Genomic DNA, 25214 nt, shown 5'->3' with positions numbered 1-25214 from the left:
ATGATGAAACAAATGCAGACAGAGCTCATTTCGCCGGATCATCGCCCGGTCTGGGCGGAGCGGAAGCCCGTGGTGCTCGATGTCGTGATCCCGGTCTACAACGAGGAGCACGTGCTCGCGGCCAGCGTCGAGACGGTCTGGCGGATGCTGCACAAGGAGTTCCCCTACCCGTTCCGGATCACCATCGCGGACAACGCGTCGACCGACAGCACCCTGCGAGTGGCGCGTCGGCTCGCATCGTCGCTCGCGGAGGTCCGCGTGCAGGTGCTCAGCAGGAAGGGCCGCGGTCTCGCGCTGAAGCAGACGTGGCTCGCGTCCGACGCCCTGGTGCTCGCCTACATGGACGTGGACCTGTCGACCGACCTCGGCGCGCTCTTCCCGCTGGTGGCGCCGCTCATGTCCGGTCATTCGGATGTGGCGATCGGCTCCCGCCTCGCACACGGTGCTCACGTGGTACGTGGACCGAAACGCGAATTCATCTCGCGCAGCTACAACTTCATCCTGCACCAGGGGCTCCGGGTCAAGTTCTCCGATGCGCAGTGCGGTTTCAAGGCGATCCGCCGTGACGTCGCGCAGGTGCTCCTCCCGCTGGTGGAGGACGAGTCGTGGTTCTTCGACACCGAGCTGCTGGTGCTGGCCGAGTGGTGCCGGCTGCGCATCCACGAGGTCCCGGTCGACTGGTATGACGATCCGGACAGCCGCGTGCACATCGCGAGCACGGCCCGCGACGATCTGCACGGTGTATGGCGCCTGCGCAGCACCCGAGCCCAGCTCGAGCCGAGGCTCGCACAGGTGCGAAACGCGCTGGGGCGACTCGGTATCCAGGGCGTCGCGACCAGATCACTCGCACCGGTGGACTAGCTGAGGGGCCCCTGGAGTCGGAGTTCGGCGATCAGTCCTCCGGCTCCGGTGGCTCCTCGGCGCCGTCCCGTTCGTCCCGGTCCGCCCACTCCAGCAAGGTATCGAGGCGGAACGCTTCGTCGTCGATTCCCGCTGTGAGGTCGCCCTTCTCGGCATACCGCGCCGGCACGGTGGCGATGGTCCAGTCGCGGGGGTCGATGTCGTCCAACTCGTCCCAGGCGAACGGTGTGGAGACGGTGGCGTCCGGGTTGCCCCGCACCGAATAGGCCGCGGCGATCGTGTGGTCGCGGGTGTTCTGGTTGTAGTCCACGAACACCTGGCGCGGATCCCGGTCCTTGCGCCACCAGGTGGTGGTCACGTCGTCCGGAGCACGACGCTCGACCTCGCGGGCGAACGCCAGCGCGGCACGGCGCACGTCCTGGAAGCCCCACTCCGGCTCGATCCGCACGTAGATGTGCAGCCCGGAGCCGCCCGACGTCTTCGGGTAGCCGGTGATGCCGAGCTCGTCGAGCACTTCGTGTGCGACGTGCGCGGTGCGCCGCACCCGCGCGAAGTCCGCGTCCGGCATCGGGTCGAGGTCGATCCGCCACTCGTCGGGTTGCTCGACGTCGAAGCGCCGGGAGTTCCACGGGTGCAACTCGACGGTCGACATCTGCACCGCCCAGATGACCGCGCCGATCTCGGTCACGCACAGCTCGTCCGCGGTGCGGTTCCACCGCGGGAAGTGGATCCGCACTGTTTCCAACCAGTCCGGTGCGCCGCGGGGAACGCGTTTCTGGTGCACCTTCTCACCGGTCACCCCGGTCGGGTAGCGGTGCAGCATGCACGGCCGGTCGCGCAGCGCCCGCACGATGCCGTCGCCGACCGCGAGGTAGTAACGCGCGAGATCCAATTTGGTCTCGCCGCGCGCGGGGAAGTAGACCCGGTCCGGATTCGAGATGCGGACGGTGTGGTCGCCGGCCTCGACCTCGATGGCCGGCGTGCTGCCCTTGGCTGCCATCCAGCAAACCTACTGTGCGGACCGATCGGGTGCGTCACGGACAATGGACGCGTGTCGACCCAGCAGCCCACCGCACCGCCCGTCGCTCCGCTGCATCGTTCGACCGTGCTGCTCATGGCGGTGGCGACCGGCCTGACGGTGGCGAGTCTCTACTACTGCCAGCCGTTGCTGCACACCATGAGTCAGGGCCTGGGAATCCCGCATGCCGCCGCAGGCCTGCTGGTGACCTGCACCCAGGTCGGCTACGCCCTGGGCCTGTTCTTCGTCATACCGCTCGGGGACTTGCTGGAGCGCCGCCGGCTCGTCGTCAACCTGTCGTTCGGGCTGGTCGTCGCACTCCTGTTGGTTGCGGTGGCGCCCACGGCCAGTTGGCTTTTCGTCGCGTCGCTGCTGGTCGGCCTGTTGTCCGTGCTGGCGCAGATCCTCGTGCCGCTCGCGGCGAATCTGGCCGCGCCCGCCGAGCGGGGCACCGTCGTCGGCACCGTGATGAGCGGCCTGCTGCTCGGCATCCTGCTCGCCCGCACCGTCGCGGGGGCGCTCGCGGAGGTCGGCGGCTGGCGCGCGGTGTATGTCGTCGCGGCGGCACTCGTCCTGATGCTCGCCGTGGCCCTGCGGCGCGGGTTGCCGCCGAGCCCGGCCACGGTCACCGCGTCATACGGTGGCCTGCTGCGATCGGTGGCCCGGCTGGTGCGCACCGAGCCGGTGCTGCGCCGGCGGATGCTGTACGGCGCGCTCACCTTCGCGCAGTTCAGCGTCCTGTGGACGGCGCTGACCGGCCTACTGGTCGGCGCTCCCTATCACTATTCGGAGGCAGTGATCGGACTCTTCGGCCTGGTCGGTGCGGCGGGCGCCGTCTCGGCGCAGTTCGCGGGCCGCCACTCCGACAAGGGCCACGCGCTGCACCTCGCCGTCGGCTTCGCCATACTCCTCCTCCTGTCCTGGTGCGCGATGGCGGCGGGGCGAAATCACCTGGTGCCGCTCATCATCGGCATCGTGGCGCTGGACCTCGGGGTGCAGGGTGTCCAGGTCAGCAACCAGAGCCAGATCTACGCGATCCCCGGCGAGGTGCGGTCGCGGGTCAACAGCGCCTACATGACGACCTACTTCATCGGCGGCTCACTCGGTTCGTGGGCGGCGACCCGCGTCGCCGCGGCGCACGGCTGGGACGGGGTGTGCGTCCTCGGTGGCGCGATCGCCGTGGTGCTGCTGCTCGCGATCGTCGTCGGCGAGTGGACGCTGCGCTCGGCGCGCGTCGGCTGAGTTCATGCCCGACCGGCCGGCTCGAGGTGAATGGCGTCGCCGGCCCACCGCCGCCGGATCCACCGGTCATGGCTGGCGAGTATGACGGTCACCGGGCTCGCGTCGAGCGCCTCCTCCAACTCGTCCACCAGTGACAGGGACAAGTGATTGGTCGGCTCGTCGAGCAGCAGCAGGTCCGGTTGGCGAGCGATCAGCAGGGCCAGCTCGACCCGCCGTTGCTGCCCGAGGCTCAGCGCGCCGATCCGCCGGCGATGGTCCCGCGGGTGCAGCAATCCCAGCGACGACAGGGAGATCCGCGAGTCGACCTCGTCGAAGAGGGCCGCCGCGCTCGTGGACAGGTCGGTGAGTGAGACATCCTGGGTGAGCAACCCGATCTGGCGCGCCCGGACCTGCACATCACCGTCCGCCACCGCCAGCCGTCCCGCGATCACGTCGAGCAGCGTCGACTTCCCGGCGCCGTTCGCGCCGGTGACCAGCAATTGCTCGCCGGGCGCCACGTCGAGCCGATCGCACCGCAACCGGCCGGGCACCCGCACCGACCGCAGCATCACGCTGGCGATGGGTTCCCGGTCGAACGAGCCCGAGAAATGCATCGGCGCAGGTGGTTTCGGGATCCGTTCACGCTCCAGCAACTCGATGCGCTGCTCCGCGTTGCGCCGTCGACGGCTCACCGTGGCCTGCACCCGCTGCCCTTTGAAGCCGTAGATGAACTTGTCGTTGTCCCGCGGGCCACGGTTGTGCGCGATATCGGTGTTCGTCGTGCGCGCAGCGACCCGCAAGGCGTTCAACTCGTCCTGCTGGGCCTCGAACTCCTCCTGCCAGCGCACTCGCGAATCGCGCTTGGCCGCAAGATAATCCGTGAAGTTGCCGGAGAAGAGTCGTCCGCCGCGGCCATCGGTCCCGAAGTGGGACGGGTCCAGATCCACGATCGCGGTGCAGGTCCGGTCCAGGAAGACCCGGTCGTGCGACGCGACCAGGGTGGCGCCGTTCATTGCCGCGAGTTCGGTCTCCAGGAAGTCAAGGGCGTCGTCGTCCAGGTGGTTGGTCGGTTCGTCCAGCAGCAATACCTCTGGCCGCCGGGTCAGCAGTGCGGCCAGTGCGAGCCGAGACCGCTCACCGCCGGACATCGAGGAGACGGTGCGGCCCCGGTCGATCTCGCCCAGACCCAGCCGGTGCGCCGCCACCTCGGCGCGCCGGTCGGCGTCCCACGCGTCGTGGTGCACGGCCCACTCGAGCACTGCCGCGTACTCGGCTGCCGCCGCTGTGTCGTCGGACATCCGCTCGGCCAGTGCCTCCAACCGGCGGGTCGCCTCATGCAACGGCGCGAGCGCGTCATACAGGACCTGGCCGAGGGTCGCGGAGGCATCGAGGCCGGTGTCCTGGCTGAAGAACCCGAGATCAAGGGACACGCTCACCGATCCTCCGTCGGCCTCGTGCAGCCCCGCCACGACACGCAACAGCGTCGACTTGCCGGAACCGTTCTCGCCCACCAGGCCGACGGTCGCCCCGTCGGTGACCGAGAGGCTGACGCCGTCGAGCACACGGCGGTCGGCATACGAACACACCAGATCGGTGATCAGCAATGACATGAGGGATCCGTTCCACGGGTGTGGGAATGCTCGCCGGGCGTGGCCGCGGACGCGAGCGATGACGGACTCAGAGCTTCATGATGCGGATACTGTGCCACGACCCGGCCGGCATACACAATTCGATTGGCGACCGCGAACCCCTGGCCAACGGGTTACTCGCGGGTAAAGTAGGAGTTTCCGGGAGCCTCGCATCAGCAACAAGGAGTCAGTCCAGTGAGCCCACAGACCCGTCAGCGCGTCGGCCTGCTCGATCTCGGGAAAGGGGCGCTCGGCATACTCCCGGACCTGCCGTTGCTCGCCCGCGAGGCGCCCGGCCTGCTCTTCCGCAAGCCGACCGCGAAGAATTCCCTCGGTCTGGTCTTCCAGCACGCCGCGGCGCGCCACCCCGAGCGGCCGTTCCTCAAGGGCGAGGGCGCGGACGGTGAGGTCCGCACCGTCTCGTACGGCGAGGCCAACGCAACCGTCAACCGTTATGCGCACGTACTCGAATCACTCGGGGTCCAGCGCGGCGATGTCGTCGGCGTGATGGCGCACAACGGCATCGACAACCTGCTGGTCCAGCTCGCCGTGGTGAAGCTGGGCGCCATCGCCGGACTGCTCAACTACAACCAGCGCGCCGACGTGCTGGCGCACAGTCTCGGGGTGCTGACCGCGCGCCTCGTGGTCGTCGAGGACTCGTGCACCGAGGATTTCGCCAGCGCGGGCGACGCCTCCCGGGCGCAACACGTCATGACGTTCAGCGAACTGCAGGAGGCTGCCGCCGATGCGCCGGACGACGACCCGGGCGCGTGCGCGGAGACCGTCGCCCACGAAAAGGCCTTCTACATCTTCACTTCCGGCACCACGGGCATGCCGAAGGCGTCGGTGATGAGCCACTTCCGGTGGCTGAAGTCCTACAGCGGGCTCGGTGCGCTCGGGGTGCGGCTGAAATCCACCGACACGATGTACTGTCCGCTACCGCTCTACCACAACAACGCTGTGACGGTCGCGCTCAGCTCGGTGCTGGTCAGTGGCGCGAGTATGGCGTTGCCGGCGAAGTTCACCGCGAGCCGGTTCTGGGACGACTGCATCCGGTATGACGCAACGGCTTTCGTCTACATCGGCGAGTTGTGCCGCTACCTGCTCTCGCAGCCGGGGAAGCCGGTCGACACGCAGCACCAGGTGCGGGTCATCGTCGGCAACGGCCTCCGCCCCGACATCTGGGCGCAGTTCCAGCAGCGCTTCGGGATCGCCCGCATCGCGGAGTTCTACGGCGCCAGCGAGTGCAACATCGCCTTCATCAACGCCTACAACGTCGACCAGACCGCCGGCACCTGTCCGCTGCCCTACTCCGTCGTCGCCTACGACACCGAGACCGGCGCGGCGACACGCGACGACAAGGGCCGGCTGCGCAAGGTGAAGAAGGGCGAGGTCGGGTTGCTCCTCGCGAAGGTCACCGAGCGCGCACCGTTCGACGGTTACACCGACGAGGGTGCGAGCGAGGCGAAGCTGCTGCGCGACGGATTCAAGGACGGCGACGTGTGGTTCAACACCGGTGACCTGGTGCGCAATCAGGGTCTCACGCACGTCGCGTTCGTCGACCGGCTCGGCGACACCTTCCGCTGGAAGGGCGAGAACGTCGCGACCACCGAGGTCGAGGGCGCGCTCGACGGGCTACCCGGTGTCGAGGAGAGCATCGTCTACGGCGTCGGCGTGCCCGGCACCGACGGAAAGGCCGGTATGGCGGCCGTCGTTCTCGCAGAAGGCGGTTCGGTCGACGGTGTCCGTTGGGGCAAGGAGCTCGCGAGCAGCCTGCCGTCATACGCCCTGCCCTTGTTCATCCGGATCACCGACTCCCTCGAGCACACCTCGACCTTCAAGAGCCGCAAGGTGGAGCTGCGCAACCAAGGTTTCGAAAAGCCCGGTGACGACGAGGTTTTCGTGCTCACCGACAGCGAGCGAGGGTATGTGCCGGTCTACGACGGCTATGTCGACGAGGTCGCGGCGGGCAGGATCCCGAGTCTCTGACGCAGACACCCCCCTCGCCGAGAGGCCCACAAACGCACCGAGAGGACACGAACCGCGGCCCGAAAGCGCCCCAGAGCGAGCGCTTTTCGTGTCCTCTGGGCCAGATCGTGTCCTCTCGGCAGGAAGTGGACGGGCGGGTGGCGTGGTGGGTTCGTCCGCGCTCCGGTTCGTCGCGCTCCGGTTCGTCGCGCTCCGGTTCGTCGCGAGCTGGGGTTCGGCTGCGCGGGGAGGGTCACCGGACGGTGACGAGTTTGTTCTCCGGCAGGTGCCCGATCTCGTTGTAGGTCAACAGTTGCGGCTGACCCTCCTTGTCCAGCTGGAGCCGGGTGACGCCGCTGTTGTAGCCGGCCATGGAGGTCGCGCGCCAGATGCTCTCGATGGCAAGGTCGTTGGTGCCCGGGCGGCCGGGATCACGCACGTCGCGGTCCCACGGCTCGCGCACGAGGATGCGCGCGACGATCCAGGAGATGAGGCCGACGCTGGAGACGACCATCGTGCAATCCGCCTCGTCCTCGAGCAGCGCCGACATCGCCTTGCGGACCCGCGTGTCGAACGCGGAGAAGCTCTCGGTGTAGTCCTCGTCGTGCTCGCCGCTCGCCCAGCGCGCGATCGCCTGGGTGAACATGTCCTCGAACGCCGCCCGCGGCCGCAGCGTGCGGACCATGTCGGCCTTGAGCACCAGCATGTTCTTGTACGCCGGCTTGAACGTGTTGATGATCTCGACGTGGTCCAGCTCGTTCCACGAATCGTTCACGTCGGTCGGGGTGATCCAGCCCGCCGCCACGCACATCCCGGCGGCGGTCTGCCGTTGCCGGTTGAGGCTGCCGGTGACGATCCGGTCGGGTGTGATGTCGCGCGTGCTCAGGAACTGACCGAGCAGACGCGCCTGGGTGCGCCCGACGTCGCTGAGCTGGTCGTAGTCGCTCTTGCCGAACGACGCTTGGCCGTGGCGCACCAGCAGAATCGAACGTGGCATGAGATCAACCTAGCCGGGCGCGGGCGTCGACGCGCAACGACGAGCCGTGCGCACTCATGCACACCGCGGCGTCGCACTTGGCCTCAGTCCGCCCGGGTCAGCCGGCCGTCCTCGCCGACCACGAATCGTGCTGCAGAGGCTCGTGATTCGGCAGGCAGGGCACTGGGGCTGAGCTTCGCGTCCTGACTCGAGTGCTGCGCGGAGATGTGCTTGAGCCCGGTCGCGACCCCGGCGCCCGCGGCGTCGGCCGCTGGTATGGCGCCGGCGCCGACGATGAGGATGGCCGCGCTGCCGAGCACGGACCGGCCGGCTCGGCGCAGGAATCCGGAACGGTCGGCTTCGGGTAGGTGCAAGGCGGTTGTGGTGTCCATGGGGACAACTCAACCGTCGAGCGCTATGACCCTGCTATGCGACGTCTATGCCGTCGGGATGGGCTGGCCCGCCTTGAGCGCGGCCTTCGCGCGACGCCGCTTCGCCTTGTTCGGCGAGTAGACGGCCTTCACGGTCTCCCACTTGTTCTCGTCCGGCAGCGCCAGCTGGCAGATCTTCTTCCAGGTCTGGAAGAGCTGCTTCGGCAACGGACCCGTGGTGTAGGGCAGGTCGTACTTGCGGCATACCGCACGCAGCTTCGGAGCCACCTCGATGTAGCGGTTGGACGGCAGGTCCGGGAAGCAGTGGTGCTCGATCTGGTGCGACAGGTTGCCGGTCAGGATGTGGAAGAGCTTCGAACCGGACAGGTTGGCCGAGCCGAGCATCTGCCGGATGTACCAGTCACCGCGGGTCTCGCCGTCGATCATCTCCTCGGTGAAGACGTCGACGCCGTCGGGGAAGTGACCGCAGAAGATCACCGCGTGCGCCCAGACGTTGCGGATCATGTTGGCGGTGACCGTGCCGGCCAGCCCGCGCTTGAACGAGTTGCCGACCAGGATGCCCGCCGCCGGGGTGGCGACGTAGTCCTTGGCGACCTGACGGATGGCCTTCTTCTTCAGCGCGGTGAGGTCGGACTTGAAGTCCTCCTTGGACTTCAGGCCGGCCGTCACCATGTCCCACTCGAGGTCGTAGGACGCGATGCCCCACTCGAAGAACGGCGCGAGGAACGCGTTGACGACCGGGTTCCAGACGTCCCGCGGCTGCCACGGCTGGTCCTCGCTGACGCGCAGGATGTTGTAGCCGACGTCGCGGTCCTTGCCGAGCACGTTGGTCCAGGTGTGGTGGATGTCGTTGTGCGTGTGCTGCCAGCCGCGGGCCGGCGCCACGAAGTCCCACTCCCAGGTCGTGGAGTGGATGTCGGGGTCGCGCATCCAGTCCCACTGGCCGTGCAGCACGTTGTGCCCGATCTCCATGTTCTCCAGCACCTTCGACAGCGCGATGGCGCCGGTGCCGGCCGCCCAGCCGAGCTTGGTCTTGCTGAAGACGAGCGCGATGCGACCGCCGACGTCGAGGCCGCGGGCGACCTTGATCGTCCGGCGGATGTATGCCGCGTCGGACGCACCGCGTTTGGCGATGATCTCGTCCCGGATCGCGTCCAGCTCGGCGCCGAGCTGTTGCACCTGCTCGTCGGACAGGTGCGCAGCCGCGGACGGTCGCTCCAGCGGCGCGCCGGTGGTCGGGAGGACGCCGGTGCGCTTCTTGGTCGCGACGGTGGTCTCGGTCGCTTCGGTGGTGAGAGTCACGGGGTATCCGTCCTTGCTCAGATATCGAGGTGGCAGTTCCCGGCGGCCGCCGAGATGCAGGTCTGGATGAGGTCGCCTTCGGTGTCGTTGATCTCGCCGGTGCGCAGGTCGCGCACCTGGCCGGACAGCAGAGGGGTCAGGCAGGTGCGGCAGATACCCATCCGGCATCCGCTCGGCATCAGCACGCCGGCTTCTTCGCCGACCTCGAGCAACGGTGTGCTCGCGTCGGCCTCGACCTCGCGGTCGGACTTCTCGAAGATCACCGTGCCGCCGTTGCCGGAGACCTGGGTCAGCTTCGCCGTCTCGAAACGCTCAACGGTCAGGCTGCCCGGAAGGTTCGCGTCCACCCAGAGTTTCTCGGCGTCGTCGAGCATCGCCGACGGGCCGCACACGTAGGTCTTGCGGCTGCGCCAGTCGGGGCAGAGCGCGTCGATGTCGCGAACGGTGGAGAAGTCGATGCGTCCGTCCTCGGCGGTGTAACGGTGCACGACGTGGAAACCGTCGTGCCGCGCCGCCAGCTCGGCGAGCTCGTCGCCGAACAGTGACGACTCACGGTCGTGTGCGGAGTGGATGAGCACGACATCCGCGTCCGCGCGCTTCGGCAGCAGGGTGCGGACCATCGACATGACCGGTGTGATGCCGCTGCCGCCGGTGAGCATCAGCAGGGGGCGCGGCCCGGTCGGCAGCAGGAAGTCGCCCTGCGGCGGGGCGAGGAAGAAGATGTCGCCGACCCGGGTCTCGTGCGCCAGGTGCGCCGAGACCCTGCCGCACGCGGTCACCGTGATCTCGGGGTCGCCGCCCGCCGGTGCGGACAACGAGTAGGACCGCCACTGGCGGACACCGTCGATCTCCACGCCGATCCGGGCCCATTGGCCGGCGTCGTGCGGCGACCAGCCGTCGCCGGGCCGGAACGCGATCGTCGTGGACTGCGGAGTCTCCGGCCGGACCGCGGTGACGACACCACGCAGCTGCCGTGCCGAGGACAACGGGTTGATCAGGGCCAGGAAGTCGTGGGGGTGCGCGGGGTGCGTGAACACCGAGGCTGCGCGGAGCGCGGCGGACTTCAGACCCATGCCACTACTGTAATTGGCTCGCGGCGCTGATTCATCCGCCTCCGGCCTACAATGGAGCATCTAGTTTTATCGCGACAGCACAAAAGGGGCGGTATGACGAGCACACACCAGCCGATGGGCCGCAGTTCGCTCGGCTCCGAGATGCCGTGGGCGGAGCTGCCGCGCGACGTCAGCACGCTGCTGGCCGGCTCGCTGTCGGAGCTGGTGGAGGAGATCGTGCTGCGGATCCCGCAGGAGGTTCCCGAGTACTCCCGTCCCCTGGAGGGCGAGTTCGGCGCCTCGGTACGGCGTGGTGTCGAGATCGCGCTCGGCCGGCTCTTCATCGACCTGCCCGGCCGGGACGAGCCGGCGCTGATGCCGGCGACCCGCGCGATCTACCGGCAGATCGGGGTCGGTGAGGCCCGGACCGGCCGCTCCCTGGAGGCGCTGCTGTCGGCATACCGGCTCGGTGCCCGGGTGACGTTCCGTGCGGTGTCGGCGATCGCCGACCGCGTCGGCCTGGAGCCGCGGCTGATGCTGCCGCTCGGCGAGTCGATCTTCGTCTACATCGACGAGATCTCCGCCGCGAGCATCGAGGGTTTCACCGAGGAACAGTCCCGCCAGGTGGGGGAACGGGACCGGCGCCGGGAGTCGCTGCTGCGCCGGATGCTCGCCGGCAACCTGTCCGAGGTGGAGGCGCGGCGGCTCGCGGCGCGCGCCGGCTGGCCGATCCCGGCGCGGGTGGTCGCGGCCGTGCTCTCGCCCGAGCACGCCGAGGGCCTGCGCGCCGCACTCGGCGACGACGCCCTGATCAGCAGCCGCACCGGTGAGGTCGTGGTCGTGTTCGCGGCGCCGGCCACCGATGCGCAGCGGGAGCAGATCGCGCAGATGCTGCGCGGCCGGCACGCGTGGGTCGGCCCGGCTCGTGGCTGGGAGACCACCGAGGAGTCCTACCGGACCGCGGCGCTCGCCGCCGGCACACCGTCCCTCTCCGACCCGGAGGGTGACGTCCGCTGGGTGGACGACCACCTCACCATGATCGCGCTGCGGTCCGATCCGCTGGTGATGCGCGATCTCGCCGCGCGCAGCCTGGAGCCGATGCGGCACCTGCGCCCGGAGCAGCGGGAGCGACTCGCCGAGACGCTCCTCGTCTGGCTCAAACACCGCGGCGAACGCGGCCGCATCGCGCGCGAGCTGCACGTGCACCCGCAGACCGTCGGCTACCGGCTCGGGCAGCTGCGGGACGTCTTCGCCGACGACCTGGACGACCCCGACCGCCGCTTCGAGCTCGAGCTGGTGCTCCGGGCGGGTCACCGGCCGGATCCGGCTGCGCAGGACTGAGCGATCTTGACCGCATGCGTTACACGGTCACCCCGCGGTCTATAGGTTGGACGACCGTGACGACTGCCAAGCTGCGCGAGCGTTATGTCGACCTGGACGGCACCCGCGTCCACTACGTGACCGAGGACGGCCCCAAGGACGGGCCGCGGTTCGTGCTCGTGCACGGCCTGGGCGGGTCCTGGGCCAACTGGGCCGATGTCATGCCGTTGCTCGCCGAACGCGGCCGGGTGGTCGCGCTGGACCTGGGTGGCCACGGGCTCACCGACGTGCCGCCCGAACAGGCGAGTATGCCGGCCAACCTGCAGCTGCTGCAGCGTTTCGTGCACAGCGCATGTGACGGCCGACCCGCCGTCGTGATCGGTAACTCGATGGGCGGCCTGCTCACCGCGCAGCTCGCGGCCCTGGACAAGAGGGCCGTCGCCGGCGCCGTGCTGATCGACCCCGCCATACCCCCGACCCCGGTGAGCAGACCGCACCCGCTCGTTCTCGCCGGGTTCGGCATCGAGTCGCTGCCGGTGCTCGGCCCGCGTTTCCTGGCCCGGCAGAGCGAACGCGTGACTTTGGAGCAGCAGGTCGACTTCACCATGCGCCTGGTGACCAGCAACGCCGACCGGATCAGCGAGCAACTGCGGCTGCAGCACCTGGAGGACACGCTGCAGCGCCGTGACCGGATCGCGCAGGCCGACGCGCAACACCTCGCCGCCACCCGATCGCTGCTGTGGCAGCTGTTCCGGCGGGATCGCTACGCGGCGACGATGGACCGGATCCTGCAGCCGGTGCTGCTGATCCACGGTGCGCTCGACCGGCTGATCCATGTCGGCACGGCCCGGTCGCTGGCCGCCGCGCACCCGCACTGGTCGTATGTCGAGGGCGCCGACAAGGGGCACACACCCATGCTCGACTACCCAGACTGGGTCGCCGACGAGGTGCTGACCTGGATGGATGGCCAGTCGGCGATGATGCGCAAACTGACCCTGGCGCGCAGTGCGTGACGAGGGTCACGCGATTTGGTGCAACCGAAATCGACCGGCATGGTTTACGGCATGAGCAAACCGAAGGTCCTCTCCGGAGCCGGCGTGGTCGCCGTCGCCGCATGCGGTCTCGTCACGCTGAGCGCCTGCTCCAGCAGCGGCTCGACGGGCGCTTCGTCCAGCAGCGGTCTGACGACCAAGAGCACGCTGACGGTCACCTCCACCACCCCGAGCAGCACCCCGTCGGTCAGCCGATCGGTCCTGCACCCGTCGGCGTCCTCCTCCGCGCAGAGCCCGCTGTCCTCCAGCGCGAAGGCGTCCAGCTCCAAGGCGTCCAGCCCGTCGGCGTCCACCAGCGGCAAGAGCAGCAAGAGCGCGAAGCCGGCCACGAGCAAGCCGTCGGTGAAGGCCGACCCGGTCGGCGCCTGCCTGACGGCCAACAAGGACAGCAACTCCGCGATCACCCAGTGGAACGCCGCGGTCACCTCCCAGTCCAAGAGCAAACTGGACGCCGCGGCGAAGAACTTCCAGACCACGGCGGACAACCTGCGCAAGCTGCCGGCCACGTCGCAGGACAAGGGCTTCGAGACCCGGGTGAAGGCTGTCGCGACCGACCTGGACGTGATGGCGAAGGCGCAGTTCGACGGCAAGAGCGTGACCACGACGGCCTACAACAAGGACTCCGGGACGCTGCGCAGCTACTGCCAGAAGCTGATCACGAACGCCTGACCCGGGCGCGCGCCTCGGCGACCTCGGCCTCCGCCGCCGCACGGGCGGCGCTCGCCTCCGTGGCGCGGGCGCGGGAGTTCTGCGCCGTGCGACGAGCCGCGGCGAGTGCGCGGTCGGCCAGTTGCGCCGACTGCTGCGCCGACTCCTCCGCCTGCTGGGCCCTGGTCAGTATGGCGAGCCGCTCCGCCAGGTGCTGCTCCGCCGCGGCTTTTGCGCGATCCTCCTGCGCCGGTGCCTCCGGGCTGGTGTCGGTGTGGCCCCCGGCGTCTTCGGTGCGCCTGGCCAGCGGCACCGCGACGGCGTCACGCAGGTCCACCTCCCCGAACCCGCTGTAGCTCAGGGCAGCCACCAGGTGGCCACTGCGCACCGCACGCGCGGCGTCGGCGTCCGCCACCGCCGCGGTCAGCGTCTGGCTCAGCTGCTCACGAACCGTCGCGGTCAGCTCGTCCGGCGCCACCGCCTCGACGGCGACCACGACCGCCGCGATGAGCGGCGTCCGTTCCGCGCCGAGCTCTCGCATGGCCGGGACGTCCAGCTCGCGCTGCGCAGCCCGGAGCTTCTCGCCGAGCTCGATCAGTGCGTCCAGGTCGTCCGTGTCACCGCCGCGCAGATACCGGTTGAGCACCGCGGCTGCGGCGGTGGGGCGCCGCAACTGCTTGATCCGATCGGCCAGCTCGCGGTCACCCGCCGCGCGGGCCCGCTTGACCGCTGCGTCGCGGGTGGCGACGAACTGCGCGGCCGGCGCGCCATACAACTGCTCGACCGTGGTGTCGAAGTCGTCGGCTGCCATGCGCCCAGTCAACAACACGACGCCGCCCGGTGATCGATACCGGCAGGTAGGTTAAGGGGGCTCGCAACTTCGAAAGGTGGCCACACCCCCATGGACGCTGACGTCATCATCGTCGGAGCCGGTCTCGCCGGGCTGGTCGCCGCGGGCGAGCTGATCGCGGCCGGGAAGCGGGTGGTGATCGTCGACCAGGAGAGCGCCGCCAACCTCGGTGGCCAGGCGTGGTGGTCCTTCGGCGGGCTGTTCTTCGTCGACTCGCCCGAGCAGCGGCGGATGGGGATCAAGGACTCGGTCGAGCTCGCCTGGCAGGACTGGCAGGGCAGCGCCGCCTTCGACCGGCTGGTCGACGAGGACACCTGGGCGCGCAAGTGGGCTCGCGCCTACGTCGAGTTCGCGGCGGGCGAGAAGCGCTCCTGGCTCAAGGAACGCGGCATGGGCTGGCTGGCGATCGTCGGCTGGGCCGAGCGCGGCGACGGACGCGCGGACGGACACGGCAACTCGGTGCCGCGCTTCCACATCACGTGGGGGACCGGGACCGGTGTGGTCAAGCCGTTCGCGGACGCTGCGGTCGCGGCCTCCGAGTCCGGGCAGGTGCGCCTGCTGCACCGGCACCGGGTCGACGAACTCATCCGGGACGGCGCCGCCGTGACCGGGGTCCGCGGCCGGATCCTGTTCGGGGACAACGCTGTTCGCGGTGCGCAGTCCTCCCGCGAAGAGGTCGGGGAGTTCGAGCTGACCGCGCAGGCGGTGATCGTGAGCAGCGGAGGCATCGGCGGCAACCACGACCTGGTGCGCAAGTGGTGGCCGACCCGGCTGGGCACCGCGCCGCGCGAGATGATCACCGGTGTCCCGGCATACGTCGACGGCCGGATGATCGAGATCGCCGAACAGGCGGGAGCACGCACGGTCAACAGGGACCGCATGTGGCATTACGTCGAAGGCATCAGGAACTGGGCGCCGGTGTGGCCACAGCACGCGATCCGGATCCTGCCCGGGCCGTCGCCGATGTGGTTCGACGCGTTGGGACGTCGGCTTCCTGCGCCATACCTGCCGGGCTTCGACACGTTGGGCACGCTGCGCTACCTGCGGACCACACCCGAGTTGGCGCCGTACGACCACTCGTGGTTCGTCGTCACGCAGAAGATCATCGAGAAGGAGTTCGCGCTCTCCGGGTCGGAGCAGAACCCGGACATCACCAACAAGGACCTGAAGCTACTGGCGTCGCGGGTACGCAAGGGTGCACCGGGGCCGGTCGAGGCGTTCAAGCAGAAGGGCGCGGATTTCGTTGTGGCTGAAGATATTTCGACGCTGGTCGACCGGATGAACGCCCTGACGCCGGAGCCGCTGCTCGAACCGGCGGAGATCGAGCGGCAGATCGCGGCGCGTGACCGTGAGGTCGCCAACCCGTTCAGCAAGGACGCGCAGATCACCGCGGTCCGTGGTGCGCGCCGCTATCGCGGTGACCGGCTGATCCGGGTCGCGAAACCGCACCGGATCCTGGACCCGGAGGCGGGTCCGCTGATCGGCGTGAAACTTCACATTCTCACGCGAAAGTCCTTGGGGGGACTGCAGACCGACCTGCAGTCCCGGGTGCTCGGTCCGAACGGTGACCCGGTCGAAGGGCTGTTCGCCGCCGGGGAGGCCGCCGGTTTCGGCGGCGGCGGCGTGCACGGGTACAACTCGCTGGAAGGCACGTTCCTCGGCGGGTGCATCTTCTCCGGGCGAGCAGCAGGGCGTGCCGCGGCGGCACAGGTCGGTTGATGTCGCACGAGCACCCCGGGCCGGTGCGGAAACTGGCGTTGCTGGTCTTCCGCGTCAGCCCCATGCGCCTCGTCTGGCCGGCCGTCCGGCTGATCTCACCGACGTTCACGATGGGCGCCATCGCACTCATCGAGTACGACGGGAAACTGCTCGCGCTGCGGCAGACCCACCGCAAGGGCGTCAGCCTGCCCGGCGGCATGGTCGAGAAGGGCGAGCACCCCGCGACCGCCGTCGTCCGAGAGGTCCTGGAGGAGACCGGGATCCGCATCGATCCCGGTGATGTCGCCGCGACGACCTTCGAGACGACGGTCCGGCACATCGACGTCATCTTCCGGGTGGTGTGTGACACCGAGCCCACCGTGCACGTCGCGAGCGAGGCCACGTCGTACGAGTGGCTGCCGGCCGACCAGTGGAACGACGTCGACAACGCGACCCAGCGGATCCTGGATGCGCTCGAGGCGGCGCACCGGCAGCCGCGCGTGGGTGCGGTGCTGACGTCGCCGGACGACGCGGTGGGCGGGTAATCGCACCGCGTGGTCACCTACCGGCGTCCCGCGGGTCCCCGGCCGTGTCCGCGAACTCGACGGAGTACCAGGTGCGCGGCCCCATGTACTGCTCGTGCGTGTCCGGCACGACCGTGTGACGGAACCGCACCAGGTCCAGGCCGGTGAGGCGGACCGTCATGGGGTCGGCGAACCGCCGGTGCCCGGCGACCCAGTCGACCAGACCGTGCGGGTCTCGGATGTCGGCAGCGAAGTGAATGATGCTGGAGTACCAGATGTTTCGCTTCATCCACTGGTCCTCGAACCACGCCAGGTCGCCCAGCTCCGCACGGAACCGGTCGAGCAGCTCCCACGGCGTCGCGTCATGCGGCTCGAGCTGGGCGAGCACACCGCCCGTGGTCAGCGTCAGCCCGGTGCAGGTGAGCTCGCAGGTCGGTGTGTCGGCCGCCGTGCGCTTCATGGCGTCCACCCAGTCACCCACGATCAGGTCATCCTTGTCGGCGGCCTGCCGGTACGGCTCCAGTGCACGCACCGTGATGTGCGAGGCCTCGGGCCGTCCCGTCATGAAGTGGCCCGGCCCGGCATACTCCACGAGCTCGGTGAGGTGCTCGTGCAGCAGGGTGCGGAAGGAGTCGGGCGCACCGGTCGCGACGACCGACACCGGCCAGCGACCGCCGTCCTGCGGCGGCTGGTCCCGCTCGTGTGCGCCGTTGACGATGACCGGCGCCGCACGCCGAAAGAGCCGGTCGAACACCGGGTTGTTCCCCTGACCACGCACCCCGGGAGCATAAGCCGCCGAGGCAGATCCGGCGCACAAATGGATTGCCGCAGGTCGCGCGCATCGGGATAGTCGAGGGTATGGCGAGGGAACGGTCGCGGAGTTTCGGTGTGATGGCTGCGGCCTACGAGAGGTACCGACCGGAATATCCCGATGTGCTGGTGCAACTGATCCTCGAGTATGCCGACGGACCGGTGCGGACCGCGCTGGAGCTGGGTGCCGGCACCGGGAAGGCGACGAGAGTCCTTGCCCGACACGGGATCGCGGTCACCGCGAGCGATCCGGACGAGGCGATGCTGCAGCAGCTGGCGGCGGCGGTTCCCGAGACCACGACGGTCGCCGCAGCACTCGAGCAGCTGCCGCGGCTCGGGCCCTTCGACCTCGTCGTGGCGGCCGCTGCCCTGCACTGGACCGCTCCCGACGGCCGCTGGGACCGGATCGCGCGGTTGCTCCGTCCGGGCGGGGTCTTCGCGAACTTCGGCGGTGCGCCGTACCTGGCCGACCCGGCACTCGAGGAGGCGATGGAGGATGCGCAGCGGCCGTGGCTGGTCGATGACTCCCCAGCAGGTCCGGTCGAGTCAACCGAAGACGGGATGCGCTGGCCGGCAAGCGAGCTCGTCGGCGATCCGCGATTCACCGATGTTCGGGAGACGACGATCGAGCAACGCTTCGAGGTGGCGACGGAGGACTGGATCGGCTACCTGTCGACGGTCTCGGCCTACCTGATGCTGGACGAGGCTGACCGGGGCGCGGTGTTCGCCGCCGTCGCTGCGGCGCTGCCCGACGCGGTCGAGCTGCGCGCAGATCTCACCCTGCATCTCGCGCGCAGGGTCGGCACGTCTCAGATCGCGTAGGGGTAGATGCCCAGCATGTAGGCGCCGAACCAGGCGCTGACCGCGGTCGTCGCCGCCGCGACCGTCAACTGCGTCGTCCGGGACCGTTGCGCGAGCGCCAGCGCGACGGGCGTCAGCAGCACGAACGCCGGAAGCAGCAGCCGCACACGGGAATTCATCAACCCGGTGGACAGCAGCACCGTCGCGGCGGCTAGGGTGCCGTACAGCGCGACCGGCCACGGGAGTCGTGTCACGAAGTTGAGCACGACGAGCACGATGGTCGCGACGATCACCCACGCGGTGAACACGTCCCCGGCGGTCTGGTTGGCGGCGAAGGTGTCCCGCAGGTAGGTGAGTGTCGCCCGGCCGAAGTCGATGCCGGTGTCCCAGCCGTCGCCCTGCACGTCGAACCAGCCCATGAGCGATCCGGTGTGCACCGCCACCGCGACCATCCAGGCCAGCCAGCCGAGCGGCGCGAGGACGATGCACAGCCAGGCCCGTGCGTCCGCGCGTCGATCGACGAACGCCGCGATCACCACGACCGCGATCAGCGCAACCGCCGTGGCCCGGGTCAGCCCGGCACAGGCGGTGAGGAATCCTGCGGCGGTCCAACGTTTTTCGAGTACGAACCACAGCGCCCAGCCGGCGAGTGCGCAGTAGATCGCCTCCGTGTAGGCCATCGACAGCATGATGCTCATCGGGGTGGCCGCGAACAGCACGGCCATCAGCATCCCGGCCTGGTCGGCCCGCGCATCGCCGGTCGGCCACCTGCGGGTCGCGCACCAGCTGCCGATCCGGTACGCGGCCACCGTCGCGGCCGCGCCGCAGACCAGGCTCGTCGTGATCGCCGCGGCATACGTGCCGATGCCCAGGAAGCTGACCGTGTGCACGACCCCGGGATAGCCGGGGAAGAACGCATAGGCCGTGTCGGCGGTGTGCTGGCCGTGCGCGTCGGTCAGGCTGACCGGGACGTCCGCGTAGCCGTGTTGCGCCAGCGCGAGCATCCACTGCCCGTCCCAGGACGCGAGCATGTCGTGGACCGAGCGGTTGTTGCGGTGCCCGACATACATCAGCCACCAGGCGCCGACCAGCCGCACGACCACGAAGATCGAGCAGCCGACCAGCCAGGCTCGGCCCGCCGGCCGCTGCAGCCAGCGATCCAGGTGGGCGCGTGTGCTCAGAGGTACTGTCCCGTCGGGCCGGTCGGCCCGTCCGCGGGCACCGGGTGCGCGCCCTGACCGGGCGGCAGGCCACGCCGCATCGCCTGCAACTGCGCCTGCGCGGCCATCTGCTGCGCCACGATCGCGGTCTGTATGCCGTGGAACAGCCCCTCCAGCCAGCCGACCAGCTGCGCCTGCGCGATCCGCAGCTCGGCGTCACTCGGCGCCTCGTCGGTGAAGGGCAGCGCGATGCGGTCCAGCTCCTCGACCAGCTCGGGTGCCAGGCCCTCCCTGAGCTCACCGATGGACCGCTTGTGGATGTCGGCGAGCCGCCGGCGGCCGGCGTCGTCGAGGGGCGAGTTGCGGACCTCCTCCAGCAACTGCTTGATCATCGACCCGATGCGCATGACCTTCGCGGGCTGCTCGACCAGGTCGGCGGGGTTCTCCTCGACGGTGCCCTCGGTCGTCTCACCGTCGGACTCCGCGTCGTCGCTCGGCGGCGACGCCACCCCCATGCCGTCCTGGGTCACGACGACGATCCGCTGCTGGTCGTCCTGGTTCTCCTCGTCAGGCGTCATGTGCCCCATCCTGCCAAATGCGGGCTGCGCCTCACACCGTGAGCAGGACCTTGCCGACGTGCTGCGACTGCGCCAGCACCCGGTGGGCGTCGCCGGCGCGCTCCAGCGGCAGCTTCTCGTGCACGATCGGCCGGACCGTGCCGGCCTCCAGCAACGGCCAGACGAGCTCGCGCACCTGGGCGACCACCTTCGCCTTGTTCGCCCGGTCCCGCGCTCGTAGGCCCGTGACGACGATCGATCCGCGCTTGACCATCAGCGCCCGCAGGTCGAGCTCGGCGGTGTTGCCGCCCTGGAAGCCGATGATGTCCAGCCGGCCGTCCGGCGCCAGCGCGGCGATGTTGCGGGCGAGGTACTTGGCGCCGATGACGTCGAGGATGACGTCCGCGCCGCCCTCCGCCGACACGATCTCGACGAAGTCCTGCTCCTTGTAGTTGATGAGTATGTCGGCGCCCAGTTCGGCGCAGCGCTGCAGCTTCTCCGCGGAGCCGGCGGTCACCGCGACGCGGGCGTGGAACGCCTTGCCCAGCTGGATCGCCATGGTGCCGATGCCGCTGGAACCGCCGTGCACGAGCAGCAGCTCCTCGGGCTGCAGGTGCGCGGTCATGAAGATGTTGGACCAGACGGTGCAGACGACCTCCGGCAGTGCCGCGGCGTCCACCAGGTCGAGGTCGTCGGGGACCGGTAGCAGCTGGCCCGCGGGCACGGCGACCTGCTCGGCATACCCGCCGCCGGCGAGCAGTGCGCACACCCGGTCGCCCACGGACCAGCCGGTCACCGCGTCGCCGAGCGCCGCGATGGTGCCGCTGACCTCGAGCCCGGGGATCTCCGACTCGCCCTTCGGCGGTGGGTAGAAGCCCTGCCGTTGCATCAGGTCGGCCCGGTTCACGCCGGCCGCCGCGACGTCGACCAGGACCTCGTCGTCGCCGATGGCCGGGGTCGGCAGGTCGGTGGGGGTGAGCACGGACTCGTCGCCGAAGCTCGGCAGGGTGATCGCACGCATGGGTCAGACGTTACGCGGCGCGCGCAGGACGGCCCACTGGTAGTGCAGGTCCGTCTCGTCGTCCGGCCAGGTCTCGAAGCCTTCGATCGCGGCGTGGCGCTCCAGCGCGGCCCGCAGGTCGGCGTCGCTGCGCAACGCGAAGAACCGGGGCGGGCCCTATGCCGCCTTGCCCCAGCGTTGCTCGCGGGTCTCGTCGGCGCCCCAGACGCCGATCGCGATCGGGGAACCGGGCCGGGTGACCCGGACGAGCTCGGCCAGCGCGGTGTCCAGGTCCGCATCGGCGACGTGCAGCAGCGTGCTCGCCGTGTATGCCGACTCGAATTCTCCTGTGCCGAACGGAGTCTCGAGCACCGAGCCGACCTGCACGTCCAGGCCTTCGGCCCGGCACAGTTCGACGCTTGCCGGTGCCAGATCCAGGCCGCGCACGGCCAGCCCGGCGTCGCGGAAGGCGAGCAGGTCGCGACCGGGTCCGGTGCCGACCTCCACGACAGAGCCGCGCCGCTCGCGCCGCAACAGCTCGATGAAGGCGTCCCGGTGCTGCACGCGGGCGACCGGCAGGTGCTTGTCCCGCCGGTCGGCCGCCTCGTTGTCGTAGTAGGTGCGCAGGTCGGCTTCCCGCTCGGCGCGGCTGTCGGGCACGGTGGTCCTTTCGGTGGCGGATGGCTCCCGACCCTAGTGTGCTCGGAGCGCGCCCATTGACGGTCGAAACCGCGGTCGACGCTCAAATCCGCCGCTGACCCCGAGATTGCGCCGTCAGCGGGCGTTCGGACCGTCAACGGCGATGGAATGCCCGGGCGAGTGAGGTCGTTCAAATTTGTATGACTGACCGAACGCCGACGACGCTGCGCCGCGACGTGGTCGTCATCGGCGCCGGGCAAGCGGGCCTGTCCGCGAGTCACTTCCTGCGCAAGGGCGGGCTGACCCCGGGCGTCGACTTCGACGTGCTGGACGCGAACCCGACCGCGGGCGGGGCCTGGAGCCACCGGTGGGACGCGTTGACCCTCGGCGACGCGCACGGCATACACGACCTGCCCGACTTCCCGCTCGGCGTGCCCGACCCGACCGAGCCGGCCCGCGAAGTGGTCAAGCGTTACTACGCCGCCTACGAGCGGCACGAGAACCTCCGGGTGCAGCGGCCGTGGCGGGTGACCGAGGTCGAGGACTCCGGCCGCGGGCCACTGCTGGTGGGCGCGACCAGCGGCGACCTGCGTCGCGAGTACGTGGCCGATGCGGTGATCAGCGCGACGGGCACATGGGACCGGCCGTACGTGCCGGCATACCCCGGGCGCTTTGCCGGGATCCAGCTGACGACAAGGGATTTCCGAGCACCGGAGGACTTCCGCGGCAAACGCGTGCTCGTCGTGGGCGGGGGAGCGTCGGCAGTGCAGTTCCTGCTGCTCCTGGAGAGGTATGGCGTCTCGACGGTCTGGTCCACGCGCCGCCCGCCGCAATGGATCGACCGCGCCGTGAGCCCGAGATGGGGCGCCGAGGTGGAGCGACGGGTCGCTGCCAAGACCCGCGCCGGACTGCCTGCGGGCTCCGTCGTGTCCAACACAGGACTGCTGAAACGGCCGGACTACGAGGCAGGTATCGCTCGCGGGACGTTGGTCAGCCGCGGCCGGATCGCCCGGCTCACCGAGCACGGCGTCGATTTCGTCGACGGCAGCCACGCGGACGTCGAGGTGATCCTGTGGGCGACCGGGTTCCGTGCCTCGCTGGGGCATCTCGCACCGCTCAAACTGCGCGAGCCGGGTGGCGGACTGCTGGTGGCGGACGACGACGTCTCGCTGGTCAGGGAGCCGCGGCTCTTCGTGGTCGGCTACGGGCCCAGCGCGTCGACCCTCGGCGCGACGCGGGCCGGGCGGCGCGCCGCGCGCGGGGCGTTGCGCTCACTCGAGAAGCCACGAGACCTCGATACGCTCCTTCGCTTCGCTCCTCCGCTACTCGGCCAACCTGGTGCGGTGGCCTAAACGACGGCTGAGATCGGCAGCCGCTGACCGGACCGCGGCCACGAGCAGGCCCTCCGCGGGCGGCTCGTCCGCCGGGTAGGTGACCGCGATCCCCGCTGCGGGGCCGCCGTTGTGGTCGAGCGCCGCGACCGCCACCGACGCGAATCCCGGTGACACCGACTCGGTTTCGACGGCATACCCACGGCGCCGCACCTGCGCGAGTTCGGAGTTCAGCGCGGTGAGCGATGTGACGCCCTGTCCGTTGCGCTGCACGAAGGAGGCCCGGTCCGGGTAGAGCGCGCGGACCTGCGGGCCGGGCAGCGCCGCGAGCATCGCCATACCCGATGCGGTGAGCGCCGCAGGAAGTCGCACGCCGACGTCGGTGACGAGCGACGGGCGGCGTGGCGCGCGTTCCTCGATCACGTAGAACACGTCCCGGCCGTGCAGCACCGCCAGGTGTGCGTTGTGCGTGGTGCTCTCCACCAGGCGCGCGAGGATGGGCCGCGCGATCCGTTGCAGCGGAGCCTGCCGGACGTATGCCGAGCCGAGCTCGAAGACCGCCACGCCCAGCCCCCAGCGGCGCTCGTCACCCAGGTGCGTGACGAAACCGGCGTCGGAGAGCACCGTCAGCAGGTGGTAGGTCGACGAGCGGGGCATGCCCAGCTGGCGCGCGATGGTGGCCGCCGGCATCGGCTCCGCGTGCCGGGCGAGCAGTTGCAGCAGCGCCACGGCCTGAGCGGCGGCGGGGGCGTTCGCCATACTCACATTGTCTCAGATGCGAGACACAAACGGCCGCTCGCCGCTGTTGGCGGTGTTCCCAGGGGTATGCAATGGATCACATGAGCGAAACAGTTGTTGTCGGAGTCGGCGCCCTCTCCATCGCCGATGTCGTCGCCGTTGCCCGTCACGACGCGAAGGTCGAGGTCTCCCAGGAGTCCCTCGACGAGGTCGCCCGCAGCCGCGCCATCATCGAGCAGCTCGCCGACGACCCGATCCCGCACTACGGCGTCTCCACCGGTTTCGGTGCCCTCGCCACCAAGCACATCCCGGTCGAGTCCCGCGCCCAGCTGCAGCGCTCGCTGGTCCGCTCGCACGCGGCCGGCTCCGGCCCCGAGGTCGAGCGGGAGGTCGTGCGGGCGCTGATGCTGCTGCGCGCGAGCACGCTGGCCACCGGCCGGACCGGCGTGCGCCCCGAGGTGCTGCAGACGTATGTCGGGATGCTCAACGCGGGCATCACCCCGGTCGTCCGGGAGTACGGCTCGCTCGGGTGTTCCGGCGACCTCGCACCGCTCGCGCACTGCGCGCTCGCGGTGATGGGCGAGGGCGAGGTCCGGGGCGCCGACGGCGAACTGCAGCCGACCGCAGACGCTTTCGCAGCTGCCGGACTCACCCCGGTCGAACTGCGCGAGAAGGAGGGCCTCGCCCTCATCAACGGCACGGACGGCATGCTCGGCATGCTCTGCCTCGCCATCACCGACCTCACCGCGCTCACCAAGGTCGCCGACATCACGGCCGCGATGTCCATCGAGGGCCTGCTCGGGACCGACGACGTCTTCGCCGCCGACCTGCACGAGCTGCGCCCGCAGCGCGGCCAGGCGTTGAGCGCCGAGAACCTGCGGAACCTGCTGAAGGACAGTGAGATCCGCGAGAGCCACCGTGACCCGGCAGCCTGCACCCGCGTGCAGGACGCCTACTCGCTGCGCTGTTCCCCGCAGGTCGCCGGCGGCGCTCGCGACACCATCGCCCACGCGACAACGGTCGCGGACGCCGAGCTCGCCTCGGCAGTGGACAACCCGGTCGTCACCAAGGACGGGCGTGTGGAGTCCAACGGCAACTTCCACGGCGCACCGGTCGCCTACGTGCTCGACTTCCTCGCGATCGTGACGGCCGACCTGGCCAGCATCAGTGAGCGACGGACCGACCGCTTCCTCGACGTGTCCCGCAACAACGGTCTGCCGCCGTTCCTCGCGGACGACCCGGGCGTCGACTCCGGCCACATGATCGCCCAATACACCCAGGCCGCCATCGTTTCCGAGCTGAAGCGGCTCGCCAACCCGGCATCGGTGGACTCGATCCCGTCCAGCGCGATGCAGGAGGACCACGTCTCGATGGGCTGGTCCGGCGCCCGCAAGCTCCGGCGCGCCGTCGACGGGCTGCGCCGGGTCCTCGCGATCGAGCTGCTCACAGCGGCCCGCGGCATCCGGCTGCGTCAGCCGCTGCGACCCGGTCCGGCGACCGCCGCGGTCGTCGCCGCGCTCCCGAACATCGGGGTCCCCGGCCCCGACCGATTCCTGTCCCCGGAGATCGAGAAGGCCGTTGAGTTCGTCGCAGCCGGTGACGCGCTGGCGGCTGCGGAGAGCGTTACCGGCCCGCTGGTTTGACGTTCCCGCCATACCGAATTGACTG

Annotated in this window: 25 protein-coding genes; 11 read left to right on the top strand and 14 right to left on the bottom strand. The window is 69.8% G+C overall.

Features of this window, described 5'->3' with window-relative positions; all coding sequences use genetic code 11:
• The first annotated feature begins 12 nt into the window (after positions 1 to 12).
• Positions 13 to 861 (top strand): glycosyltransferase, encoded by an 849-nt coding sequence (locus FHU39_RS16450; protein WP_183321645.1) that lies wholly within the window; start codon positions 13 to 15, stop codon positions 859 to 861.
• A 31-nt stretch (positions 862 to 892) separates the two neighbouring features.
• Here the strand turns inward: FHU39_RS16450 and ligD are convergent, their stop codons facing one another.
• A complete protein-coding gene (gene ligD, locus FHU39_RS16445; protein ID WP_183321644.1) occupies positions 893 to 1861 on the bottom strand; it encodes a non-homologous end-joining DNA ligase in 969 nt (322 codons plus the stop codon).
• A 51-nt stretch (positions 1862 to 1912) separates the two neighbouring features.
• On the opposite strand from ligD, the gene FHU39_RS16440 reads away from it, so the two are divergent.
• Entirely contained in the window at positions 1913 to 3121 is a 1209-nt protein-coding gene (locus FHU39_RS16440) for an MFS transporter (protein ID WP_221185566.1), read from the top strand.
• Between the two features lie 2 nt (positions 3122 to 3123).
• Here FHU39_RS16440 and FHU39_RS16435 read toward each other — a convergent pair whose 3' ends face one another.
• Positions 3124 to 4710 carry an ABC-F family ATP-binding cassette domain-containing protein gene (locus FHU39_RS16435; protein WP_183321643.1) on the bottom strand — a complete coding sequence of 529 codons (1587 nt, stop codon included), beginning with the start codon at positions 4708 to 4710 and terminating at the stop codon, positions 3124 to 3126.
• 213 nt (positions 4711 to 4923) lie between these two features.
• Here FHU39_RS16435 and FHU39_RS16430 point away from each other — a divergent pair, with 213 nt between their 5' ends.
• Positions 4924 to 6717 (top strand): long-chain-acyl-CoA synthetase, encoded by a 1794-nt coding sequence (locus tag FHU39_RS16430; RefSeq protein ID WP_183321642.1) that lies wholly within the window; start codon positions 4924 to 4926, stop codon positions 6715 to 6717.
• A 232-nt stretch (positions 6718 to 6949) separates the two neighbouring features.
• Here FHU39_RS16430 and FHU39_RS16425 read toward each other — a convergent pair whose 3' ends face one another.
• The 4 genes from FHU39_RS16425 to FHU39_RS16410 all read right to left on the bottom strand — a co-directional run bounded on the left by FHU39_RS16425 (position 6950) and on the right by FHU39_RS16410 (position 10439).
• Positions 6950 to 7693, bottom strand: coding sequence for a histidine phosphatase family protein (locus tag FHU39_RS16425; protein WP_183321641.1), 744 nt, complete (start codon positions 7691 to 7693; stop codon positions 6950 to 6952).
• Positions 7694 to 7776: 83 nt separating this feature from the next.
• Positions 7777 to 8064, bottom strand: a complete 288-nt coding sequence (locus FHU39_RS16420; protein WP_183321640.1) for a hypothetical protein — start codon at positions 8062 to 8064, stop codon at positions 7777 to 7779.
• A 45-nt stretch (positions 8065 to 8109) separates the two neighbouring features.
• Complete coding sequence (locus FHU39_RS16415; protein ID WP_183321639.1) at positions 8110 to 9366, bottom strand: fatty acid desaturase; 1257 nt, start codon at positions 9364 to 9366, stop codon at positions 8110 to 8112.
• Positions 9367 to 9383: 17 nt separating this feature from the next.
• A complete protein-coding gene (locus FHU39_RS16410; RefSeq protein WP_183321638.1) occupies positions 9384 to 10439 on the bottom strand; it encodes a ferredoxin reductase in 1056 nt (351 codons plus the stop codon).
• A 93-nt stretch (positions 10440 to 10532) separates the two neighbouring features.
• On the opposite strand from FHU39_RS16410, the gene FHU39_RS16405 reads away from it, so the two are divergent.
• From FHU39_RS16405 to FHU39_RS16395, 3 genes are read left to right on the top strand one after another with little or no spacing between them, the layout of a single operon-like run.
• On the top strand, positions 10533 to 11759 hold the full coding sequence (locus tag FHU39_RS16405; RefSeq protein ID WP_246336593.1) for a PucR family transcriptional regulator: 1227 nt from the start codon (positions 10533 to 10535) through the stop codon (positions 11757 to 11759).
• A gap of 56 nt (positions 11760 to 11815) precedes the next feature.
• The gene (locus FHU39_RS16400; RefSeq protein ID WP_183321637.1) at positions 11816 to 12751 is read left to right on the top strand and encodes an alpha/beta fold hydrolase; all 936 of its coding nucleotides are present in this window, start codon (positions 11816 to 11818) and stop codon (positions 12749 to 12751) included.
• Positions 12752 to 12802: 51 nt separating this feature from the next.
• The gene (locus FHU39_RS16395) at positions 12803 to 13459 is read left to right on the top strand and encodes a hypothetical protein (protein ID WP_183321636.1); all 657 of its coding nucleotides are present in this window, start codon (positions 12803 to 12805) and stop codon (positions 13457 to 13459) included.
• Here FHU39_RS16395 and FHU39_RS16390 read toward each other — a convergent pair.
• On the bottom strand, positions 13446 to 14249 hold the full coding sequence (locus FHU39_RS16390) for a hypothetical protein (RefSeq protein WP_183321635.1): 804 nt from the start codon (positions 14247 to 14249) through the stop codon (positions 13446 to 13448). The two genes, FHU39_RS16395 and FHU39_RS16390, sit on opposite strands and share 14 nt — an antisense overlap.
• A 90-nt stretch (positions 14250 to 14339) precedes the next feature.
• On the opposite strand from FHU39_RS16390, the gene FHU39_RS16385 reads away from it, so the two are divergent.
• Together FHU39_RS16385 and FHU39_RS16380 are read left to right on the top strand one after the other, a co-directional pair.
• Positions 14340 to 16007 carry an FAD-binding dehydrogenase gene (locus FHU39_RS16385; RefSeq protein WP_183321634.1) on the top strand — a complete coding sequence of 556 codons (1668 nt, stop codon included), beginning with the start codon at positions 14340 to 14342 and terminating at the stop codon, positions 16005 to 16007.
• On the top strand, positions 16007 to 16531 hold the full coding sequence (locus tag FHU39_RS16380) for an NUDIX domain-containing protein (protein ID WP_183321633.1): 525 nt from the start codon (positions 16007 to 16009) through the stop codon (positions 16529 to 16531). Before FHU39_RS16385 ends, FHU39_RS16380 begins: the two co-directional genes overlap by 1 nt.
• Before the next feature lie 13 nt (positions 16532 to 16544).
• Here the strand turns inward: FHU39_RS16380 and FHU39_RS16375 are convergent, their stop codons facing one another.
• The gene (locus FHU39_RS16375) at positions 16545 to 17288 is read right to left on the bottom strand and encodes a hypothetical protein (protein ID WP_183321632.1); all 744 of its coding nucleotides are present in this window, start codon (positions 17286 to 17288) and stop codon (positions 16545 to 16547) included.
• An 80-nt stretch (positions 17289 to 17368) separates the two neighbouring features.
• Between FHU39_RS16375 and FHU39_RS16370 the strand changes: the two genes are divergently transcribed.
• Positions 17369 to 18142: a class I SAM-dependent methyltransferase gene (locus FHU39_RS16370; RefSeq protein ID WP_183321631.1), complete on the top strand. Its 774-nt coding sequence runs from the start codon at positions 17369 to 17371 to the stop codon at positions 18140 to 18142.
• Here FHU39_RS16370 and FHU39_RS16365 read toward each other — a convergent pair.
• From FHU39_RS16365 to FHU39_RS16350, 5 genes are all read right to left on the bottom strand, one after another.
• On the bottom strand, positions 18130 to 19218 hold the full coding sequence (locus tag FHU39_RS16365) for a hypothetical protein (RefSeq protein WP_183321630.1): 1089 nt from the start codon (positions 19216 to 19218) through the stop codon (positions 18130 to 18132). The two genes, FHU39_RS16370 and FHU39_RS16365, sit on opposite strands and share 13 nt — an antisense overlap.
• An 80-nt stretch (positions 19219 to 19298) precedes the next feature.
• Positions 19299 to 19859 (bottom strand): bacterial proteasome activator family protein, encoded by a 561-nt coding sequence (locus FHU39_RS16360; RefSeq protein ID WP_246336592.1) that lies wholly within the window; start codon positions 19857 to 19859, stop codon positions 19299 to 19301.
• 31 nt (positions 19860 to 19890) lie between these two features.
• Positions 19891 to 20859 carry an NAD(P)H-quinone oxidoreductase gene (locus FHU39_RS16355; RefSeq protein ID WP_183321629.1) on the bottom strand — a complete coding sequence of 323 codons (969 nt, stop codon included), beginning with the start codon at positions 20857 to 20859 and terminating at the stop codon, positions 19891 to 19893.
• A 3-nt stretch (positions 20860 to 20862) separates the two neighbouring features.
• The gene (locus FHU39_RS24755; protein WP_281379745.1) at positions 20863 to 20994 is read right to left on the bottom strand and encodes a hypothetical protein; all 132 of its coding nucleotides are present in this window, start codon (positions 20992 to 20994) and stop codon (positions 20863 to 20865) included.
• A gap of 21 nt (positions 20995 to 21015) precedes the next feature.
• Positions 21016 to 21498 (bottom strand): methyltransferase domain-containing protein, encoded by a 483-nt coding sequence (locus FHU39_RS16350; RefSeq protein WP_183321628.1) that lies wholly within the window; start codon positions 21496 to 21498, stop codon positions 21016 to 21018.
• A gap of 179 nt (positions 21499 to 21677) precedes the next feature.
• Here FHU39_RS16350 and FHU39_RS16345 point away from each other — a divergent pair, with 179 nt between their 5' ends.
• On the top strand, positions 21678 to 22829 hold the full coding sequence (locus FHU39_RS16345; protein ID WP_183321627.1) for a flavin-containing monooxygenase: 1152 nt from the start codon (positions 21678 to 21680) through the stop codon (positions 22827 to 22829).
• Here FHU39_RS16345 and FHU39_RS16340 read toward each other — a convergent pair.
• Entirely contained in the window at positions 22800 to 23567 is a 768-nt protein-coding gene (locus tag FHU39_RS16340; protein WP_183321626.1) for an IclR family transcriptional regulator, read from the bottom strand. The two genes, FHU39_RS16345 and FHU39_RS16340, sit on opposite strands and share 30 nt — an antisense overlap.
• 80 nt (positions 23568 to 23647) lie before the next feature.
• Here FHU39_RS16340 and hutH point away from each other — a divergent pair, with 80 nt between their 5' ends.
• Positions 23648 to 25189, top strand: a complete 1542-nt coding sequence (hutH, locus tag FHU39_RS16335; protein WP_183321625.1) for a histidine ammonia-lyase — start codon at positions 23648 to 23650, stop codon at positions 25187 to 25189.
• Positions 25190 to 25214: the final 25 nt, after the last annotated feature.

It is taken from the genome of Flexivirga oryzae (assembly GCF_014190805.1).
Lineage (GTDB): Bacteria > Actinomycetota > Actinomycetes > Actinomycetales > Dermatophilaceae > Flexivirga > Flexivirga oryzae.
Note: the sequence above shows the minus strand (reverse complement) of the source record. Positions and strands in the feature narration are given on the sequence as shown.

What these genes read in the sequence shown, in the direction of transcription:
- FHU39_RS16450 (WP_183321645.1), top strand. Translation starts at nt 13, where the DNA reads ATGCAGACAGAGCTCATTTCGCCGGATCATCGCCCGGTCTGGGCGGAG.
- ligD (WP_183321644.1), bottom strand. Translation starts at nt 1,861, where the DNA reads ATGGCAGCCAAGGGCAGCACGCCGGCCATCGAGGTCGAGGCCGGCGAC.
- FHU39_RS16435 (WP_183321643.1), bottom strand. Translation starts at nt 4,710, where the DNA reads ATGTCATTGCTGATCACCGATCTGGTGTGTTCGTATGCCGACCGCCGT.
- FHU39_RS16425 (WP_183321641.1), bottom strand. Translation starts at nt 7,693, where the DNA reads ATGCCACGTTCGATTCTGCTGGTGCGCCACGGCCAAGCGTCGTTCGGC.
- FHU39_RS16420 (WP_183321640.1), bottom strand. Translation starts at nt 8,064, where the DNA reads ATGGACACCACAACCGCCTTGCACCTACCCGAAGCCGACCGTTCCGGA.
- FHU39_RS16410 (WP_183321638.1), bottom strand. Translation starts at nt 10,439, where the DNA reads ATGGGTCTGAAGTCCGCCGCGCTCCGCGCAGCCTCGGTGTTCACGCAC.
- FHU39_RS16405 (WP_246336593.1), top strand. Translation starts at nt 10,533, where the DNA reads ATGACGAGCACACACCAGCCGATGGGCCGCAGTTCGCTCGGCTCCGAG.
- FHU39_RS16395 (WP_183321636.1), top strand. Translation starts at nt 12,803, where the DNA reads ATGAGCAAACCGAAGGTCCTCTCCGGAGCCGGCGTGGTCGCCGTCGCC.
- FHU39_RS16390 (WP_183321635.1), bottom strand. Translation starts at nt 14,249, where the DNA reads ATGGCAGCCGACGACTTCGACACCACGGTCGAGCAGTTGTATGGCGCG.
- FHU39_RS16385 (WP_183321634.1), top strand. Translation starts at nt 14,340, where the DNA reads ATGGACGCTGACGTCATCATCGTCGGAGCCGGTCTCGCCGGGCTGGTC.
- FHU39_RS16380 (WP_183321633.1), top strand. Translation starts at nt 16,007, where the DNA reads ATGTCGCACGAGCACCCCGGGCCGGTGCGGAAACTGGCGTTGCTGGTC.
- FHU39_RS16370 (WP_183321631.1), top strand. Translation starts at nt 17,369, where the DNA reads ATGGCGAGGGAACGGTCGCGGAGTTTCGGTGTGATGGCTGCGGCCTAC.
- FHU39_RS16360 (WP_246336592.1), bottom strand. Translation starts at nt 19,859, where the DNA reads ATGACGCCTGACGAGGAGAACCAGGACGACCAGCAGCGGATCGTCGTC.
- FHU39_RS16355 (WP_183321629.1), bottom strand. Translation starts at nt 20,859, where the DNA reads ATGCGTGCGATCACCCTGCCGAGCTTCGGCGACGAGTCCGTGCTCACC.
- FHU39_RS16345 (WP_183321627.1), top strand. Translation starts at nt 21,678, where the DNA reads ATGACTGACCGAACGCCGACGACGCTGCGCCGCGACGTGGTCGTCATC.
- FHU39_RS16340 (WP_183321626.1), bottom strand. Translation starts at nt 23,567, where the DNA reads ATGGCGAACGCCCCCGCCGCCGCTCAGGCCGTGGCGCTGCTGCAACTG.
- hutH (WP_183321625.1), top strand. Translation starts at nt 23,648, where the DNA reads ATGAGCGAAACAGTTGTTGTCGGAGTCGGCGCCCTCTCCATCGCCGAT.